23 protein-coding genes are annotated in these 18,671 nt (G+C 38.3%); 17 read left to right on the top strand and 6 right to left on the bottom strand.

The features are described 5' to 3' along the window. From TLET_RS08450 to TLET_RS08435, 3 genes are read right to left on the bottom strand one after another with little or no spacing between them, the layout of a single operon-like run. A complete protein-coding gene (locus TLET_RS08450; protein ID WP_012003674.1) occupies positions 1-1,005 on the bottom strand; it encodes an AI-2E family transporter in 1,005 nt (334 codons plus the stop codon). A gap of 1 nt (position 1,006) precedes the next feature. Continuing rightward, positions 1,007-2,140 (bottom strand): MFS transporter, encoded by a 1,134-nt coding sequence (locus TLET_RS10705; protein WP_049753372.1) that lies wholly within the window; start codon positions 2,138-2,140, stop codon positions 1,007-1,009. After that, entirely contained in the window at positions 2,137-2,955 is an 819-nt protein-coding gene (locus tag TLET_RS08435; protein WP_012003672.1) for an Mrp/NBP35 family ATP-binding protein, read from the bottom strand. The genes TLET_RS10705 and TLET_RS08435 overlap by 4 nt, the downstream gene beginning before the upstream one ends. 75 nt (positions 2,956-3,030) lie before the next feature. Here TLET_RS08435 and TLET_RS08430 point away from each other — a divergent pair, with 75 nt between their 5' ends. The 17 genes from TLET_RS08430 to TLET_RS08350 all read left to right on the top strand — a co-directional run bounded on the left by TLET_RS08430 (position 3,031) and on the right by TLET_RS08350 (position 15,873). After that, positions 3,031-3,768 (top strand): metal ABC transporter ATP-binding protein, encoded by a 738-nt coding sequence (locus tag TLET_RS08430; protein WP_012003671.1) that lies wholly within the window; start codon positions 3,031-3,033, stop codon positions 3,766-3,768. A 1-nt stretch (position 3,769) separates the two neighbouring features. Continuing rightward, the gene (locus TLET_RS08425) at positions 3,770-4,552 is read left to right on the top strand and encodes a metal ABC transporter permease (RefSeq protein ID WP_161632324.1); all 783 of its coding nucleotides are present in this window, start codon (positions 3,770-3,772) and stop codon (positions 4,550-4,552) included. Further along, a complete protein-coding gene (queD, locus tag TLET_RS08420; protein WP_012003669.1) occupies positions 4,552-4,908 on the top strand; it encodes a 6-carboxytetrahydropterin synthase QueD in 357 nt (118 codons plus the stop codon). Before TLET_RS08425 ends, queD begins: the two co-directional genes overlap by 1 nt. Next, a complete protein-coding gene (gene folE2, locus TLET_RS08415; protein WP_012003668.1) occupies positions 4,909-5,685 on the top strand; it encodes a GTP cyclohydrolase FolE2 in 777 nt (258 codons plus the stop codon). Between the two features lies 1 nt (position 5,686). Continuing rightward, positions 5,687-6,352 carry an FAD-dependent thymidylate synthase gene (gene thyX / locus TLET_RS08410; RefSeq protein WP_012003667.1) on the top strand — a complete coding sequence of 222 codons (666 nt, stop codon included), beginning with the start codon at positions 5,687-5,689 and terminating at the stop codon, positions 6,350-6,352. Then, entirely contained in the window at positions 6,349-6,702 is a 354-nt protein-coding gene (locus TLET_RS08405) for a hypothetical protein (RefSeq protein WP_012003666.1), read from the top strand. Before thyX ends, TLET_RS08405 begins: the two co-directional genes overlap by 4 nt. Before the next feature lie 6 nt (positions 6,703-6,708). After that, positions 6,709-7,656, top strand: a complete 948-nt coding sequence (locus tag TLET_RS08400; protein ID WP_012003665.1) for a CBS domain-containing protein — start codon at positions 6,709-6,711, stop codon at positions 7,654-7,656. Then, positions 7,653-7,985, top strand: coding sequence for a hypothetical protein (locus TLET_RS08395; RefSeq protein WP_012003664.1), 333 nt, complete (start codon positions 7,653-7,655; stop codon positions 7,983-7,985). Before TLET_RS08400 ends, TLET_RS08395 begins: the two co-directional genes overlap by 4 nt. A gap of 17 nt (positions 7,986-8,002) precedes the next feature. Beyond that, a complete protein-coding gene (locus TLET_RS08390) occupies positions 8,003-8,704 on the top strand; it encodes a phosphotransferase (protein WP_228369012.1) in 702 nt (233 codons plus the stop codon). After that, positions 8,686-9,225, top strand: a complete 540-nt coding sequence (locus TLET_RS08385) for an ATP-binding protein (protein ID WP_012003662.1) — start codon at positions 8,686-8,688, stop codon at positions 9,223-9,225. The genes TLET_RS08390 and TLET_RS08385 overlap by 19 nt, the downstream gene beginning before the upstream one ends. Positions 9,226-9,237: 12 nt before the next feature. Next, a complete protein-coding gene (locus tag TLET_RS08380) occupies positions 9,238-11,424 on the top strand; it encodes a BamA/OMP85 family outer membrane protein (protein ID WP_012003661.1) in 2,187 nt (728 codons plus the stop codon). Between the two features lie 97 nt (positions 11,425-11,521). Then, positions 11,522-12,400, top strand: coding sequence for a YicC/YloC family endoribonuclease (locus TLET_RS08375; protein WP_012003660.1), 879 nt, complete (start codon positions 11,522-11,524; stop codon positions 12,398-12,400). Between the two features lie 24 nt (positions 12,401-12,424). Beyond that, positions 12,425-12,700 carry a DUF370 domain-containing protein gene (locus tag TLET_RS08370; protein ID WP_012003659.1) on the top strand — a complete coding sequence of 92 codons (276 nt, stop codon included), beginning with the start codon at positions 12,425-12,427 and terminating at the stop codon, positions 12,698-12,700. Between the two features lie 4 nt (positions 12,701-12,704). Continuing rightward, complete coding sequence (gene gmk / locus TLET_RS08365; protein WP_012003658.1) at positions 12,705-13,331, top strand: guanylate kinase; 627 nt, start codon at positions 12,705-12,707, stop codon at positions 13,329-13,331. After that, complete coding sequence (locus TLET_RS08360) at positions 13,321-13,554, top strand: DNA-directed RNA polymerase subunit omega (RefSeq protein ID WP_038051526.1); 234 nt, start codon at positions 13,321-13,323, stop codon at positions 13,552-13,554. The genes gmk and TLET_RS08360 overlap by 11 nt, the downstream gene beginning before the upstream one ends. A 2-nt stretch (positions 13,555-13,556) precedes the next feature. Next, positions 13,557-14,750: a bifunctional phosphopantothenoylcysteine decarboxylase/phosphopantothenate--cysteine ligase CoaBC gene (gene coaBC / locus TLET_RS08355; protein WP_012003656.1), complete on the top strand. Its 1,194-nt coding sequence runs from the start codon at positions 13,557-13,559 to the stop codon at positions 14,748-14,750. After that, complete coding sequence (locus tag TLET_RS08350) at positions 14,674-15,873, top strand: L,D-transpeptidase family protein (protein ID WP_012003655.1); 1,200 nt, start codon at positions 14,674-14,676, stop codon at positions 15,871-15,873. The genes coaBC and TLET_RS08350 overlap by 77 nt, the downstream gene beginning before the upstream one ends. Here the strand turns inward: TLET_RS08350 and TLET_RS08345 are convergent. From TLET_RS08345 to TLET_RS08335, 3 genes are all read right to left on the bottom strand, one after another. Continuing rightward, positions 15,870-16,223 carry a S1 RNA-binding domain-containing protein gene (locus TLET_RS08345; RefSeq protein ID WP_012003654.1) on the bottom strand — a complete coding sequence of 118 codons (354 nt, stop codon included), beginning with the start codon at positions 16,221-16,223 and terminating at the stop codon, positions 15,870-15,872. The genes TLET_RS08350 and TLET_RS08345 overlap by 4 nt on opposite strands. A 32-nt stretch (positions 16,224-16,255) precedes the next feature. Beyond that, complete coding sequence (gene rpmE / locus TLET_RS08340; protein ID WP_012003653.1) at positions 16,256-16,471, bottom strand: 50S ribosomal protein L31; 216 nt, start codon at positions 16,469-16,471, stop codon at positions 16,256-16,258. Positions 16,472-16,555: 84 nt separating this feature from the next. Beyond that, positions 16,556-18,598, bottom strand: coding sequence for a hypothetical protein (locus tag TLET_RS08335; protein WP_012003652.1), 2,043 nt, complete (start codon positions 18,596-18,598; stop codon positions 16,556-16,558). Between the last annotated feature and the right edge of the window lie 73 nt (positions 18,599-18,671).

The raw sequence follows: 18,671 nt of genomic DNA, 5'->3' as shown, positions 1-18,671 counted from the left end.
TCACTCACTTTCTAATTGAGCTTTAATGAACTGTTTGTAGAAAACTACAACAAAAACTGCTGCAGGAACCCCGAAAAATATGCCAACCGGGCCGAATATTTCAGAGGTTATGAGTATTGAGAATATCATTAAAACAGGATTTACCCGTGCATAACCCTTCATGGCTTCGAAGAAAAATATAAAGACTGAAAGGTGAATTAGTATTGAAAAGGTAATTATCCAGAACATTCCTGTCAGCCCCAGAGAAAGTGAGAAGAGAAAAATTGGTATGAATTCGAAAATTACTCCAACAATGGGTATAAAATTGGTTAGAAATGCCCAGAAAGCTATCAAAGGTGCGTAGGGTAAATTCATGAATCTGAAAAGCAGAGCAAACGCTATTCCAACTATGACGGCATTTAAAGCTATAACACCTATAAATCTACGCATATTTATTTTCAGTTCGGATAAAAATTCATTTATCCCATCTCTACATTTTCTTGGATACAGAAGCGGAACAACCTGAACTATATGATGCGCATATAGAGAGACATAAACTGCACCAAGTATTGAGAAAAACAGTACAACAATTACACCCGGAATATGAGCCGCTGCCTCTCTGAGCAAATAATTAGCAAGTTGCGCAATGCTTGGCTCTATGAAATCTACAAGTGCGTTAAGTGCATTTATCAACTCTTCGTTATTTATATACTGTTCCCAGGTTCTTTTTTCAATGATATCTGTGATAAGTTTGTAAAAATCCGCTATCTGTGTAAAGGCGTTTGGTACGATCATAACAAGTCCCCATATGAGAGCGAAAAAATATATCAACAACGCTATTACCGTCGCTATTCTTTTTGGAACATGAAGAAATCTGGTTATAAAACTCGCTACGGCATCGACTATCATGACAGCTATGAAGGTTAGCAAGACAGTATTGAAGAAATTTCTGTATATGAGGCTGAGAATTATAAAAATTGCGATATAAATCAGAGTATAGTACATGGCGACCTTTCTTGGTTCCATTTCAACTCCCCCTGAGTGGTTGTTTTTTTGATTTTATTCTGTGCCAGGTCATGGTGAAGATAGCCATCGCGATAGATATGAAAGCGGTTGTGTAAAAAACGATGGTTATATTGTCGCCAAAGGGCATTATCAGGAGAAATCTGAGTCCTGTTCCGCATGCCCATGCGAATCCCATGACGAAAGACGAAGCAAACGATGTATGATTTGGCAGGGTTATCTGAGCTTGAGTAACGTTGGAAGACATGGTCAGATAACCAAAAGCATCGATCAATGTATAGCTTAAGATCGTCGAGAATGCACTCGATGAAGTTATTAGCATAAACAAAGCTACACTCATACCAAGAAAGCTCGCGAAATTAACAAGATTATTGCCAATTTTTTTGCTTATCCACGCTCCCAATACAGTTGTGAAAACCCCCACAGCTATACCTATCGATAATAGACTACCACCAAAAATCAGAGAATACCCTCTTTGTACAGACAAAATTGGAGCATAAAGATGCACGACAGACATTATGAGTGTTCTCATGGTTACCATAATCCATAAATCCATAAGAGTTGAGATCTTCGAAAAATGAAATTTTTCTTTTGGTTTGTCTGGCCTGGTATATTTGGCTCTTTCAGGTTTGATAAATAGAGCTAAAAGAGCTAAAAGTGGTAAGCCAATTATCCAGAGGTGTTTCAAATTAAAATATGAAAACGCAGTTACAAAAACCGGGCCAAGTGCTGCTCCTATCGTCCCGGCAGATACAAAAATTGGCATTCCTCTTTCCGAAACACTGTGGGATAAAGATGCACCTGCTGGATGAAAAGCTGAATTAGCAAAATAAGCTACAAGAAATAAAATGAACAAAGTTACTATACTATGGGCAAAGTCGATCAAGCTTATCAGAAAAATTGTTGTCGCTGTGAGCAAATAAATGAATCGAAATCTGTCTTTAACGTTATCAGCAATTATTCCAAAGAATATCTGAAAGACAGACGAGATGAAAGATATTGCCGTAATAAAAAATGCGATCTGTTTTGCTGTAATTTGGTACTTATCCATAAAGTATGGGCCAAGCGGTGTAAGAAATGAGACATAAAAATCCGAGATAAAATGAGCTAGAGATGCAAAAATAGATATATCGATCAACCTCCAATTTTAGAAAGTATACCTGCAACGATATTTCTGAAACTTTTCTCTGCCTCGGAGCCTCTCATATACGAAACAACAGGTTTTCCAGCGTCTGAGTATGAAGCTATTGCTGGATCCATGGGTATTTCTCCAAGGCATTCCACACCCGTTAAATCAATTAATTCACCTGTGGTTTTCTCGCCAAAAGGATTGATTCTGGTTTTACAATTAGGACAGATGAGATAAGACATATTCATCGCAAACCCGATTACTGATTGCCCCATTTCATGAACAAAATTGATTGCCCTCAGAACATCGTCAATCGCAACACGTTGCGGGGTAGTGACGATCAGTGTTCCATCGAGTTTAACGATTTGAAAGAGGCTCAGTGCTTCGTCCCCTGTTCCTGGTGGTAAATCGAATATCAAAAAATCCAGATCACCCCAATCGGCGTCACCAAGGAACTGCTGAATAATAGTGTGTTTTAATGGTCCTCTCCATACAACAGGTTGCCCATCATTGAGAAGCATTGCCATTGAAAGAACTTTAAGATTATTCAGAAACTTTGGTGGCTGTATTAGTCCATTTTTCATAAATGGTTCGTCTCTTAATCCAAGCATTCGGGCTACATTAGGACCATGAATATCCAGATCTGCAAGACCAACTTCGAAACCTTCTTCGGCCAGAGCAACTGCTATATTCACAGCCACAGTTGTTTTTCCAACACCTCCTTTACCGCTGAGAACAGCTATTTTGTGTTTGATTCTGGAAAGATTTTGTTCGATTCTCTTTTGCCTTTCGGAAATCTGAGATAACCTGTCTTTTTTCTCCAACTTTCTCACCTCTTGAACAATATTCTACACTACCCATTATTGAATGATAAAATTAGTCTGTAGGAGGAGAGGTTTTTGGAAAAGCCATTAACGGTTAAGGACTTAACAGTTTCTATAGATGGAAAAATTATTCTGGAAAAAGTCAATTTTTGTGTTAAAAAGAGCGGCCTTTATACGATAATTGGCCCAAATGGTGGGGGAAAAACCACTCTTGTGAAGGCTATCTTGAATCTCATAAAACCTGAAAGTGGTGAAATAAAAATATTTGGCCTTTCAAATCAAAAATACCTGCGTATTTATACGGTTGGTTATTTGCCTCAGCGCTTGTCTGCCCAACGCTTTTTTCCCATAAAAGTATACGATGTTGTAAAAATGGGTTTGCGCGAACGAGACATGGGAGAAGAAGAACTCATAGACGATGCTTTGAAAAAAGTTGGTATGAGTGATTTCAAAAATGCTTTTTTTTCCGAATTAAGCGGTGGTCAACAGCAGAGAGTTCTCATTGCGAGGGCAATCGTCTCCAGACCGAAGTTATTGATTCTCGATGAGCCCACCACGGGACTTGATACAAGAAGTCAGCAAATGTTTTATACGATGGTAAAAAGTTTTGTAGATAATGATATGACAGTTTTAATGGTCAGCCACGATATAGGGTTTGTCATGGATTTTTCAGATGGGGTTTTTTGTATAAATCAAAAAATGCTTGAGCATGACTTGTGTGAGAATTCTTTGATTTCCAGGGAATTTTTTGAAAAACTGTACGGTTACAAAGTGAAACCCATAATCCATGATCATGGTGATAAAGATGATTGATATGTACTTTTTTCTTTTGAAAGCATTTTTTGCTGGTATTTTAACAGCTTTGTCGACTTCGCTGGTGGGTGTGCATGTTGTTTTAAGAAGGATGTCCTTTTTTGGTGATGGCATTGCACACATAGCTTTTGCTGCTGCTGCAGTGGGAGCTGTTTTCAATGCCTCAAGTTTTTTTACAGCGCTTTTGTTTTCAATTCTCTCTGCAATACTACTGGGTTATCTATCACAGAAAGGTGTTCATGAAGATACCGGTGTTGGTATCCTTTTTTCTCTATCGATGGCAATTGGTATAATTTTGTTTTCTGTCAAAAAACAGCAGCGAAGCTTAATGTCTTATCTATTTGGCGATATATTGACTGTTTCAAACAAAGACTTATTTTTTCTATTTCTGATTGCCACACTTGCGATTTTATTCACATTGATTTGGAAAGATCGGCTTATTTATATGACCTTCGATAAAGAATTTCTGAAAGCAATGGGAGTAAGAACGGAAGTTGTTTACTATTCATTCTTGATTCTTCTCGCTGCTACGATAGTTATTTCTGTCAGGACAGTTGGGGTAATTCTTGTGTCAGCTTTTTTGATAGTGCCGGCAGCAAGTTCGAATCTTATTTTGAAAGATTACAGAAAAATGTTTTGCCTCGCACCAATTCTCAGTATATCTTCATCAATCGTGGGAATAACATTGTCTATCTGGATAGATGTACCTGTCGGGCCTATTATTGTGGTTGTACAAAGTGTGATTTTTTTCTCGATGCTTTTTTTGAAGAAAGGATGGTTTTGATGTATTTATCGAGGGATTTTACTTTTGATGCGGCACATAGACTGGAAAAATATCACGGCAAATGTGAAGAGCTTCATGGACATACTTATAAGCTCAGGGTAACAGTTGAAGGAGATCCTGATGAAGAAGGGATGGTCGTTGATTTTTTGTATTTAAAAAAAACAGTTAATGAGCTGGTTATTTCGGTTCTTGACCACAGATATCTGAATGAAATAATATCTCAGCCAACAGCTGAGAATATCGCAAAGTGGGTTTGGGATAAACTAAAAAATCCTCTTTCAACGCAGCGATACAGATTATATGAAGTGAGCGTCTGGGAGAGTGAGAATTCGTTTGTGAGCTACAGAGGTGAATAGATGAAAGATGTGCAAAATCAACCGGATAATAGAAACATCTATCTTCAGAGAGTTGGTATAAGAAATTTACAATATCCCGTGACTGTGATGGATAGAAACAACGGTTATCAGGATACGGTTGCGACTATAAACATGTATGTTGATCTTCCCGTGAATTTTAGGGGAACACACATGAGCAGGTTTGTTGAGGTTCTAAACAGATACAGATTGGGGATTGACCCAAAGATTATCAAAAATATGCTTGAAGAACTCAGAAATAATCTCAACGCGAGTGTTGCGAGAGTTGAAATAGAATTTCCCTATTTTATTCTGAAAAAAGCGCCTGTTTCCAGTATAGAAAGTTTCTTAAAGTATACATGTCGCATTGAGGGGCAGAAAACGGAAAAATTATACGAATTTACCATGTCTGTTGGCGTACCCATAATGACACTCTGCCCTTGCTCTAAGGAAATAAGCGAACGGGGCGCACACAATCAAAGAGCCATGGCATGGATACATATCAAGTCCAAGAAAATGATCTGGTTCGAGGAATTAATAGATGCAGCAGAGCAAGCAGCAAGCTCTCCAGTGTTCACTATTTTGAAGAGGGTAGATGAAAAATTTGTGACAGAGCATGCTTATGATAATCCCAGATTTGTAGAGGACGTGGCAAGGGAAATAGCTGTAAGATTGAACAGAGATGAAAGAATTTCCTGGTACAGGGTTGAAGTTGAAAGTTTCGAATCTATACATGATCACAGCGCCTATGCCTGCGTTATGAAAGACAAGGAGGATTGAGATGACTATCGAGGTACTTGACAGAGGTTTCGTAAAATTGCTGGATCACATGGGGGACGATTTTTCAGCAGTTAAAGCGGCAAGAATATCTCACGGAAGAGATCTGATTGATGAGGAGAGAGACAGAAAATTGATTGAGTATCTTTTAAGGAGCGGGCACGAGTCGCCCTTTGAGCACATTGTATTCACTTTTCATATCAAATGTCCCATTTTTGTGGCAAGACAGTGGATGAGACACAGAATAGCATCTTACAACGAGTTGAGTGGTAGATACACAGAACTGGCAGAAGAATTCTATTTGCCAGATCTGTATAAAAGATACGGCGAAAGATTGAATGAAAATGATTTGCAGAAAGCAAGCAAGCTTATTGAAGAGTCTTACAAAAAATCCCATGAAGCTTACAAATGCTTGATCGATATGAAAATTCCCAAAGAACTGGCAAGAGTAGTTTTACCGTTTGCTACTTACACTCAATTTATATGGTCAGTTAATGCCAGAAGTTTGATGAACTTTTTGTCTTTAAGGGCAGATTCTCATTCTCAATGGGAAATGCAGCAATTTGCACTGGCTGTTGCTCAGGTTTTTAAGAGTATCTGTCCATGGACCTATGAATCTTTTATTAGATATCGTTACGAAGGCGATTTGCTGAAAGGAGTGAATCCATGAAACTTTCTGAAATTCTATCTGAATTGAAAGCCAGAGTTATCACAGGTGAGGAAATGATCGACGAGCTTGATTTTGAATATGTGACTGTCTCTGATTTAATGAGCGATATTCTTGCGCTTGCGAGACCCAATATGGTCCTTTTGACAGGATTGACAACCCCACAGGTTGTGCGAACAGCTGATGTTGTAGGTATAAAAGCAGTCATAATAGTAAGAAGGGATCGCCTTCCGGACGAGACAATAGAAATGGCAAAGTTATCAAATATAGTCCTTGCTATAACCAAAATGACGATGTTTGAAGCCTGTGGTAGGCTTTATTCCAGAGGACTTAAACCAATTTGGGAAGTGTGATGCTCTGTGGAAAAGATTCTTGATCGCGTGCAGAGTTTTTTTCTGGATATGCCCATCACAGAAATCATGAATTCGAATGTCATCTCAGTTAAACCTGATAGAACCTTGAGGCAGGTCAAAGAAATACTTCGTATAAAAAGAATCTCTGGATTACCTGTTGTTGATTCTGAACGAAAACTTATAGGTATAGTGAGCATCGAAGATATCATAAAAGCTCTGGAAGGTGGTTATGTGGATGACACCGTTGAAGAGAGAATGACGAAAAATGTTGTGTCAATTCAGAGCAATTCTACTTTAAAAGATGTGATAGAGGTTTTTGAAAAATGGCCTTACGGCAGGTTCCCGGTAGTAGATTCAGAAAACAAACTGGTTGGAATAGTCACAAAAAACGATGTTATGATGGCTCTCTTGACAAAGTTGGGATTGGTATACCTCCATGACGAAAGACGGCGGGAGGTTTTGGATAGCCCCGAATATTTCGCAAGATCTCTTCTAACTGGTGAGCGACTTGATAAATCGGGTGCAGATTTTTACTTTCCAATAGATTATTACGATATTAATCTGGCTGGTATAGGTGCTTCAAGATTGAGACAGTTTCTCCTTGCGAAAGGTGTTGATGAGAAAACAGCAAGAAGAGTTGCAATAGCTACTTATGAAGCCGAAACCAATGTTGTGATTCATAGCGGCAGTTCTGGTGGTATATATTGCTTTATAAAACCTGACAGTGTGTTTGTAAGAGTCGAAGATCACGGAAAAGGAATAGAAGATGTCGAGCTTGCTATGCGTGAAGGTTACTCTACCGCACCTGATTATGTCAGGGAGCTTGGGTTCGGAGCAGGAATGGGTCTTGCAAACATTAAAAGATGCTCTGATAACATGATGGTTATGTCAAAGGTCGGAGCAGGGGTAGTTGTTGAAATGGAATTTCTGACGAGGAAGGAGGATAAGGGATGAAGATTTCTGAGATGGTCAGCAAAATTGGTTTAGAGGTTGTTTGTGGAGATTGCAAGGAAGAAGTGGTTCATGGTTGCACTGGTGATCTTTTGAGTGAAGTAATGTCGCATGCGAAACCTTCCTCTGTGTGGATAACAGTGCAATCCCATGTTAATATTGTTGCTGTAGCCGCAATTTCTGGAATAAGAGCGATTGTGTTGTGCAATGCTCACAAATATCCTGAGGAGACTGTTTCAAAGGCTCAACATGAAAACATATGTTTACTTAGAACAGAAAAATCTCCTTTTGAGATAGCTGGTTTACTTTATTCGATTGGTATTAAACCATGATAAAAGCAGATTTGCACTTGCATTCATGCCTGTCACCCTGTGCAGACATAACAATGGTACCGGGTGTGGTTTCTCAAAAAGCAGACAGTGAAGGTATAGATATTCTTTCAATAACTGACCACAATGCGTGCAATAATGTGAAAAGTTTTAAAAAGAGACTGTACCGGTTGCTTCTGCCCGGTGTAGAACTAACCTCTCTTGAAGAAGTACATGTGCTTGCTTATTTCAGTTCTTTTGAAAAATTAGACAGATTCTGCAAATATGTTAGAAAGTTTTTGCCAGTTTTTCCTTATGATCCAGAGCTAATGGGATATCAGGTAGTTGTCAATGAGAAAGACGAATTTGTGAAAGTTGAAGAAATTTTTCTTGGGAGTGCCCTTCAATTAAGATTGAAAGAGTTGGTAGATACCATAATCTTTTATGAAGGAATACCTGTCTATGCTCATATCGAGCGAAGGTTTGGTATATTGTATCAATTAGGGGTTTTTCCGAAAGACGACCGGGTAAAGGTCGTTGAAGCACGCACCAGGGAAGGATGGAAAAAGGCTATTGATTCTGGTTTTGTGGTTTTGAGTAATTCTGATGCGCATACTCCAGATGAAATAGGCTGTAGATTCACAAGATTCAAACTGCATAAGCTGAACTTAAAAGAAGTATTCAGTGTCTTATCAATACCAGAACGAGAAAGGATCCTGTCTATATGGGATTGCGAACCATAGCTGATCACATAATGGACATAACGCAGAATTCGTTTAAAGCGGAAGCAAAAAAGATAACCTTAACGATAGAAGAAAATAAAAATTGGTTTTGTTTCCAGGTTGAAGATGATGGATGTGGAATGGACGATGAACAGCTGAAAACTGTTTTTGATCCTTTTTACACAACAAGAGATCACAGAATAAGAAAATTTGGTCTTGGATTGCCTTTTTTGAAACAAGCTGCTGAAGCAACCGGTGGGGCTGTAGAAATCAGGAGCGCCAAAGGCGCTGGAACAGTTGTGAAAGCGTGTTTTGATACAAATCATGTAGATTGTCAGAGTATAGGTGACCTTGCAGGGTGTTTATCTACCCTGATATTATCAGCTACAGATGTCGAACTTCAGGTGAATAGATTCAAAGATGGAAAAACCTATTTTATTTCAAGTGGTGAATTGAAAAAATATCTACCGGACTTTTCTTCTGTGAAAGCGATAAAGATTGTTTATGAGATAATAGAGGAACTTGAAGAAAGTATCAAATGAGGAGGTGCCATAATGAAGTTCTGGCTGACTTTTTTTCTGACTTTTTTTGCCGCTGTTAGCTGGGGAATAGTAATAAGTGATGTTACTTTCACAGGTCTTGAAACGGTTGAAGCTTCTGAATTGCTTTTTCTGGTTAGAGATTATGTGAACGTTGATTTGACAGATCAGGGGGTTCAGGAACTTGCGAAAAAGATTTTTGATACTGGATATTTTTCTTCGCTTGAACCTGAGCTTATTTCAACTGATAAAGGATATGTCTTGAATCTGAAGGTTCAGGAGAACCCGGTTGTGACAGATTGGAAAATCGAAGTAACTGGCCCTGAGTTGATTAAGAAAGACAATCTTCAGTCTGCTGTTGTTCTTGAAAAAAACAGAGCACTGAGCATAGAAAAAGTCAAAGAGTCTCTTCAAGCAATAAAGAAAAAATTTGACGATGCAGGTTATTTTCTGGTAGAAGTGAACGGTGATTTTAAAGAAGGGGTTTATATTTTCCAGGTAATTGAATACGCTTTGTGGGAAATATATTTTGATGGAGAGACCGATGGATTGGATTTTTCACAGATAAGGAAACAGATGAAAATAGATACACTCAAAGATTTCTACACCACACCGAGTATATTGAGGATTTTCACGAAAGATATTAAACGATGTTATCCAACTATTCAGAGTATTTCGTCTGTTATGAGTGTACTCAGCAAATATGTGTATTTTGGTGAAGAAACTTCAATAAATTTTGAAAAGATGGATATACCTGGAGTTGATGAGAAAGCAGCTGCTTTGAAAATCAATGTTTCTCTCAGAAAAATTATCGATGATGGGAAGGTCTATGACAACGTTGAGATAGCTGGGAATAAATTGATTTCATCTTCAGAACTCCAGAGCATCATCAAATTACAGCCCGGTCAATATGTCAGCAATGTAGAGATATTGAAAGCTATGCAAAATCTGATCGATTATTATGATGAAAAGGGTTATCCGATGGTTTTCGTCACAGCACAGGAAAAAGAGAATACATTGCTGCTGAATGTTCATGAGAAGTACGTTTCTTCTGTTGAATTTGATGGATTGTCTTTGACTAAGAAATATGTCATAGATGACTTGATCACTTTTGAAAAAGGCGAGGCTCTCAAAGAAAAGGATTTTTATGATACAATTTCTGCTCTGAACAGGACACAGTTTTTTGAATCTATAAGTGCTTACCCAGTTGGAACATCGGATTCCACAGAAGTGAAAGTAATGATAAATATCGGCGAAAAGCAGAGAAAATTCGATTTCAATGGTGGTATAGCATGGACTCCGCCTTCTGAAGGGAAGCAGTGGTACGAGGGGTTTTATGGCGAGGTCACTCTTGCTACTATAAATCCGTTTGGTTATGGTCAGAGTTTTTCCATAAGCGGAACACTCGGTCTTTCAAGTAGATCTTTTAGCTTTGAGTATTCTGTAAGAAAACCCTTCGAACTTCCTGCAACTCTCGGAGCTCTGTTCAAATATGAAAATACAACCGACGACTCGTCTGTTACGAATATACTCCAGCTTGGAGGTAATTTTACAACTTTGAGACGTGAAGGACATGCCTTTGGAGCAGGAGTTACTTATGAACAGAGATATTCATCGATTGGTACGGAAAACACTTTGATACTTTCAGGCAATTATTCCTATGATACGAGAGACAATTCGATATTTGCCATGAACGGTAAATATCTTTACACGGGCGTTTCAAAGGCAGGGTTATTTGGAATACTTGACGACAGAAGTTACTGGAAATTGAGAGTAGATGCCAGAATGTTTATGCCTTTATATGAAGATTCACTTTCGGTTGCATTCAGGGCTTTTGCCACAACACTTCTTGGAGAAAGTTACAAAATATCTGGTGCCACTGAAGAGACCATTTTGTTCTACGGTATTGACAGTGTCAGAGGGACAAGCAGTGTTAAGGATAAAGCAGGATGGGTTGGCAGTGCGGAATTGAGATATGATCTCAAATCTCAGACTATTCCAATTTATTTACTTGCATTTGTCGATGTCGGTGGAACTGGCGAGTCTCTTCTGCAGCCAGACATAAATGTTACAGCTGGTCCAGAGATGGACATAGCTATTCCAATGCTTGGAGTGATAGGATTTGGAGTAGCCTATAATTTCGATGGAAACTGGACTTTTGACAACTTCAAGCCATTTTTCAGATTTGGCACAGCTTTTTGAAGAAAAAGCAAGTTATGAAGAGATATGAATTATTTTCTAAATGTAAAAGGTTTTACCGAGCCGAGAAATGGTATAATCAGTCAAAGGTGGGGATATTTTGCCAAAGAGTATGACGGGTTATGCAAGATGTGAAAAGATTACAGACAGCTATCGGATTCAATGTGAGTTAAAATCTTTAAATTCAAGATATTTTACGGTGGATATTCAGTCTCCATCGTTTATGCTTGGTCGCGAGAATCAATTGATAGATTCTGTCAAAGAATTTATTAAAAGAGGCAAGGTATCTCTGAGAATTTTTGTAGAATTTCTCTCACCTTCAAATGCAGTTAAAATAGATACAGGTCTTGCAAAGAGTTATTATGATGCACTTGAAAGTCTGGTGAATGAACTTGGTATACCAGAACCTGTTAATTTAGATAATCTTTTGAGATTCAAAGATCTTATCAGGTTTGAGCTTTCTCAACAGCAGGAAAAGGAAATTTTCTCATTGATTGAGGAAGTTCTTAAATGCGCTCTTACTGAACTTAACAGAGATAGGTCAAATGAAGGTTCGAAACTTGCAGGAGATTTGCTTGCGATACTCGACCAGATAAAAGATCTCTGTGAAAGGGTATCAAATCTCGCTGAAAGTATGCAACAAAAAATTAAAGAAAAGATCATTCAGGATGTAAGAAGATTGTTGAGCGATGAAGTTCAGCTAAATGATACCCTGCTCGAGAATTCAGTCGCATTTTTGGTTCAGAGGGCGGATATTAGGGAAGAGCTTACAAGACTTGCCAGCCATGTTGAAAAAGCTGTTAAACTTCTGTCATCTGATGAGCCTGTGGGTAATCACTTGGATTTCCTTGCTCAAGAGATGCTTAGAGAAGTCAACACAATTCTCTCTAAATCCCAGAGTCAGGAAATTTCAGATTTTGCTTTAAAAATGAAGGTGTTGGTATCTCAGTTCAGGGAACAGGTCCAAAATATTGAATGATTTTCTCAGGAGGTGTGGTCCGCAATGTATGGTTTGATTAACATTGGTTTTGGGAATGTAATTTCTGGGGATCGTGTTATTGCCATTGTAAATCCTGAATCTGCACCATTGAAAAGACTCAAAGATGAGGCAAAAGATGAAGGAAAATTGATTGATGCAACCTACGGAAGGAAAACGCGCGCAATATTGATCACCGATAGCAATCACATAATATTGAGCGCTATCCAGCCTGAGACGATAGCTCAGAGATTCAAGCAATCTATGATAGAGATAGAAGAAAATTTGAACAAAGTGAGGTAAGAAGGTGAAAGGAGTTCTGTATGTCGTCAGCGGACCATCAGGAGTCGGAAAAACCTCCATTATCGAGTTAACTCTTAAAAAAGTAAAAAATATCGTTTTTTCTGTGTCCTGTACAACAAGACCTAAAAGGCCTGGTGAAATTGACGGAAAAGATTACTTTTTTGTCAGTGAGCCTTCATTTATGAAAATGGTGGAGAATGGTGAGTTTCTCGAGTGGGCTGTTGTGCACAGTTACTACTATGGAACGTTAAAAAAATTTGTTGAAGAACAACTCGAAAACGGGAAAAATGTTCTTCTGGATATAGATGTTCAGGGTGCAATGACGGTTATGAAAAAAGCCGGGGATGCTGTGTATATATTCATCGCTCCACCTTCTTTTGAAGAATTAAAACAGAGGCTTGTAAAGCGTGGAACGGAGGATAAAACTAATTTGGAGCGGAGATTGGAAGATGCAAAAAGAGAGCTGTCTTTTATCCCGCAATTCGAATATTTGATAGTGAATGAAAATCTTCAGGAATCAGTTGATCAACTTTGCTCTATAATTGTTGCTGAACAGGTAAGAGTTAAGAGAGCTCTTGACAGGCTTGGGATGCACAAATTTTTTGAAAATGGAGGTGGCTATGTTGAGTAAACCAGTGATAAACTACGACTATTTGTCTAAGAGAATACCTTACAAATACGCTATACCAGTCGCAGTAGCAAAAAGGGCAGAAGCGTTAAAGGAGTATGCAAAAGCGTATGTGACAACTCCCGATGGAAATTTAATTTCTATGGCTTTCAAGGAATTGCAGGAAGGGTATATCAGGATTAAAAATGAAGAGATATTGAAAATATTGCTTCCGGAAGTGAAGTAGTTATGAAAATTCTCATAGGAGCGACGGGCTGTATAGCTATTTATAAAGTTGTCGGGCTTGTCAGTTCCTTGAGAAAAGCCGGACATGAATTGAAAATTATTATGACTGAGAGCGCCCAGAAACTTGTTTCAAAGACGCTTTTCTCAGCTGTTGGTAATTGCGAGGTCTATACAGACGAAGATTCTTTTGATGTGAGGAATGGCTGGATACCTCACACCGAGCTTTCAAAATGGCCAGATATTCTTGTTGTTGCTCCTGCAACTGCAAATACCATAGCTAAACTGGCAAATGGCTTTGCTGATAATCTTTTGACAATGGTCTGCCTTGCGTACGAGAAAGATAGAAAACTTCTGATACCTGCGATGAATTACAGGATGTATGAAAACCAGGTAACTCAATATAATTTGCAGGCAATGAAACAAAGAGGATGGTGGGTACTGGAACCATCGGTTGGTCATCTGGCCTGCGGTGAATCTGGTCGTGGCCGGTATCCAGAAAATGAAATTGTACAGGAAGCTATATACGTGCTGGCATCTGAAAAGCCTTTAAAAGGTATGAATCTCCTTATTACAGCTGGTCCAACATGGGAAAGTATAGATCCTGTGAGGGTACTTTCAAATCGTTCCAGTGGCAAGATGGGATATGAGCTTGCGAAGGTTGCTGTTCGACTTGGTGCAAATGTTACTCTGGTTTCAGGTCCGACATCACTTGTTGCCCCTTATTTTGTAGAAGATTTTGTGAAAGTTGAAAGTGCAGATCAGATGTATAGAGAGGTAGAAAAAAGATTTAACAGATCAGATGGAGTAATTATGGCCGCTGCTGTTGCAGATTACTCACCGACTAAAAAAAGTGATATAAAAATTAAAAAAGGGGCAGATAAATTAAATATATCTTTTAAAAAGACAGTAGATATACTTGGTGAACTTGGGAGAAAAAAAGGTGAAAAAATTCTTGTTGGTTTTGCCGTAGAATCTCAATCCTTAGAAGATTATGCAATCGAAAAGCTCAAGAGAAAAAATCTGGATATGATAGTAGCAAATCAGGTTGATGCTATGGGAAGTGATAAAAATACTGTATTGATAATAAAGAAGGATGGTACTTTAAAGAGAGTTGGTCCTGATGAAAAAGAGCGTATTGCTCTTGCTGTTCTTACTGAACTTGCTGATTTTTGGAGTAGATCACGAGGTAATAGTTGATTCTTTTGAGAATGATTTAATTACTCTGAAGATAAAACCTCTTTACACACCTGCAAAAATGCAGAGAATTTATATCTTTTCACAGACAGGCCACAGGCTTGCCAAATTGGACAGCGATATGAATGTTTTGTTTGATGTTTCCAAAACAGACTGGATTGTGCCAGAAGTTTTTGGTGAAAATGTATTCGGCAATATAATGAAAGGAACAAATCCACCTGTTTTAAATATCTCTTGTTACAGATCCAATCCAGATATCTTTTTGTTTACAGATACAGAGAAAAGAAGAATGTATGTTATCGTAAAAATTCCCGAAAAGTGGCTATTCACTGGATGTGAATTTCAGGGTTTGTCTTTCAAAAAATTCAGATTTTCAAATCTTTTATATCTCTATACAGATACCGGGTTGAAAGATGGCATTCACAAAATAGATTTAGAATTCCTTTTACCACATGGGCTAAAGAAGACATTAAGCAGAGACGTATTTGTTTTCAATGGTATCGCAAATTTTTTGAGAGGAAACACGGTTCCTTTTTTTGCAGAATATGTACCACCTTACCAGCACACTGTCAAACCTGGTGAGACACTCTGGTCCATAGCCAATATGTATAATCTTAGAACAGCTGATCTTGAGTTAGTTAACGGCTTGCAGGATGGAAGCAAGATTATTTCCGGGCAGATATTGAAGCTCGCGAAAGTTAGATTTGATGCGTCTTTAACAACAATTGTGGTTAACACCACAGTAGCCCGCCTCGCTTTGTATTACAATGGCACGCTTGTGAAATCATTTCCTGTGGCTATTGGAAAAAGCGATACCACACCACCCGGCGTGTACTGGATTGTAAAAAAAGAAATTGATCCAGCATTATACTGGTATGGAGAATATATACCTCCACGTTCGCCTATAAATGGTCTTGGTACGAGATATTTGCAACTCTCGAATCCGACTTACGGTATACACGGCACAACAAAACCGTGGGAAATTGGAAAAAGAATTTCCCACGGCTGTATACGAATGCTGAATCAAGATATAGAAACCTTAGATGCTTTCATTGATCTTGGTACTAAGGTAATCGTCATAAAAAGTATGGAAGCTTTTCCGAAAAAACTGGAAGATTTGCTTTAGAACCTCCCACCCTTTTTCTCTACTCTCTTTCGATATTCCGCCATTTTTCTTTCGCTTTCCTTCATGAATTTTGCGAGTTTTCTCTCGAAATCAGCTTTGCCAGAACCCTTTTGATCAGACTCTTTCTGCTCTTTCAGGGACAATTCCCATTTTCCATCCTTGGTTTTTCCAATAATTTTTGCCGTTACTTCCTGACCTTGCTTGAGAAAATCTTCCACGTTCTTAACGTACTGATTTGCTATTTTGGAAATGTGGATAAAACCAGCTTCTCCATTCTCAAGTGTAACTATTGCTCCAAATTTGGTTATTTGAGTTACTTTGCTTTTCACAACATCTCCAACCTTTGTCACAAAATGCCCCTCCTCGAAGAATTTATGGCTTCTCAATATTGCTGATCTTTATATTTGCGGCGGAACTTTTCAATTCTACCTTCGCTGTCTATAACAAGACTTGCGCCACTCATACCTTTGTATAAAGGATGGCAGTTTGAGCAAACGTCAATTCTAACATTCTCGAGTGTGGTATAGAATTTATGCTCTGCGCCACAAGCACATTTTACCGTGACAAGTTTCATCTCCGGATGAATTTTCTCCTTCACTGCATTATCACCTCTTGAAAATTGTCTTTTCATACCTTATCAATCATATCACACAATTTGTATCAGTCAACTTGCTTTTATTTTTCAGTAAGGCAGTATTAGCTCTTTTATATTTCCTGTATTAAAAGATTGCCGTTTTATCTCGTTAAAATTGTTGTCAAAGATTGTGACCGTATTTTGATAAGACAGGTAGATTTGTTCTGAGGTTGTTATGAATGTTTCGCCAATGACATCAACTTCATCTTCCTTTGAGAGGTTTTCATTTAATTTCATCAACTTACTGTTTGTTAAAACATAGATATAACCTGATCCATACCTTATTCTTTTGCCTTCCCCGTCAATCTCAAACTGCCCGGCTTCTTCAAGCGTTCCGATATTTATTTTCAGAACTCTATCTGATGTGAGGACATAACAATAATTATCCACTACCACAACATCTTTTGCCTCACATGGAATGGTTTCTTCTTCATTTATTTCCTGAGGTATCGTAGCATCTATGATTTTCAAACTGTTACTGCTACAGACAAATATTTTCTCCCCTTGCACAAAGATCCTGCCTTCTCCTTGTATTGGAAGCGAGCTTATATGAGAAACATTTTCTGGATCAGACACATCGAGCAACGAAATACTGCTTTCGTCAGTAACAATTGCGTAAAGTTCTCCTGCAATGATTCTCTGAAGTGGGATCAGTGTTGATACAGATATATAGTTTCCTCCAAAAGTCGAAGTTGCTAAAGACGAATCTTGCAAAATATTCAGTGTATTCCCTATAACATATAATGTGTCGTCATAGTAACATATATCATTTCCAGTGAAAGTTGCTATCTCACTTGTTGATGGATTTGCAAGGCTTGAAAAATCCAATTTATGAACGCCACTGTCTGTCAGTGCTAACAGTATTGCCCCTTCGTCTTCAGAGGCAACATCGAATGTCCATAATGGCCCTTCTGTTGATGTTGATCCGTCTGTTGCCACTACCTTCCAGAAATATCTTTTTCCAGTTTCAAGATCCTGAATCACAACCGCTGAATTTTCTATGTTTTGACGGATCAGAGGTGGATTTGAGCTTTCACCAAAGTAAACATTGTAGAATAATTTGTCGTTGTCCTGATCAAAGCATGACCAGCTAAGAGTCACTTCTGTCTGATAAACATTTGAATTATCTTCTGGTGAAGGGTTAGCAGGTTGCTCTGGGGGATTATTTGGAATGCCCTTAGTTGTGAATTCCCAAACAGGCCCAGTAATCTGATTTGTTCCATCACTCACTTTCAGGTACCACCTGTAAGTGGTGTTTGGAGAGAGGTTGCTCAAAATATAGCTGCTGTCAGAAGTTGTGCTTTCAAGGTGATCTTCTAAATATACTTCGTAAGTCAGATTATCCTCATCGGGGTCAGAACAGCTCCATTGAAGATTTACGGGAATTTCCAAAGATTGAGCACCATCTGGTGGAGATATCAATTGGGGTGTATTTGGCGCTCTGTTCTCGCCAATCATAGCTGTTTTGAAGGAAACCACATCGCTTTGAGAAGTATATTCTCCATCGAAGGCTTTTACATACCAGCTATATTCTGTATCAGGCTGAAAATTTGTTTTAGTATATCTGCCGTTTGTTGCAGTTGCAACGAATGTTCCGTTGATATAAAGTTCAAATTTTAGTGGATCTTTATCTGGATCAACGCAGCTCCATTCAAAAGTTACTGAGCTATAGTTTACGTTCTGTACACCCACTGGGTAAATTAGCTTCGGCTTTTCTGGGCTTGCATTAACTTTTACTGTAGAAAATTGCATAATTTTTGATGTAGATTTATTTTTCGTATCATCTGCGATTATTTGCCAGTAGTAAGTTTTTGAAGGTTCCAGCTGTGGCTTATACTCGTTTTTTGTTCCATTGTATTTTTCTATGAGATCGTCTTCACTCATACCGATTTTGACAGTATATGAAAGAGGATCATTTTCAGGATCTTTGAATTCCCAATGCAGCGTTGTGTCTGTAGGCACATCTGAAACTCCATTTTCCGGGTAAGATGAAATAAATTCAGGAGGTTGGTTTGTAACAACAGGTGAACCGCAAGAAATTACCAAAGCTATAACAGCAGCTACAAAAATTACTAAAATCAATCTTTTCATAATATCTCCCCCTATGGGAAAAATCGGAAATTAGTTGAAAATGTTGAGAGCAGATTGAACTATTTCGATGTTA

It is taken from the genome of Pseudothermotoga lettingae TMO (assembly GCF_000017865.1).
GTDB lineage: Bacteria > Thermotogota > Thermotogae > Thermotogales > DSM-5069 > Pseudothermotoga_B > Pseudothermotoga_B elfii.
This window is presented reverse-complemented; position numbering and strand designations above follow the sequence as displayed.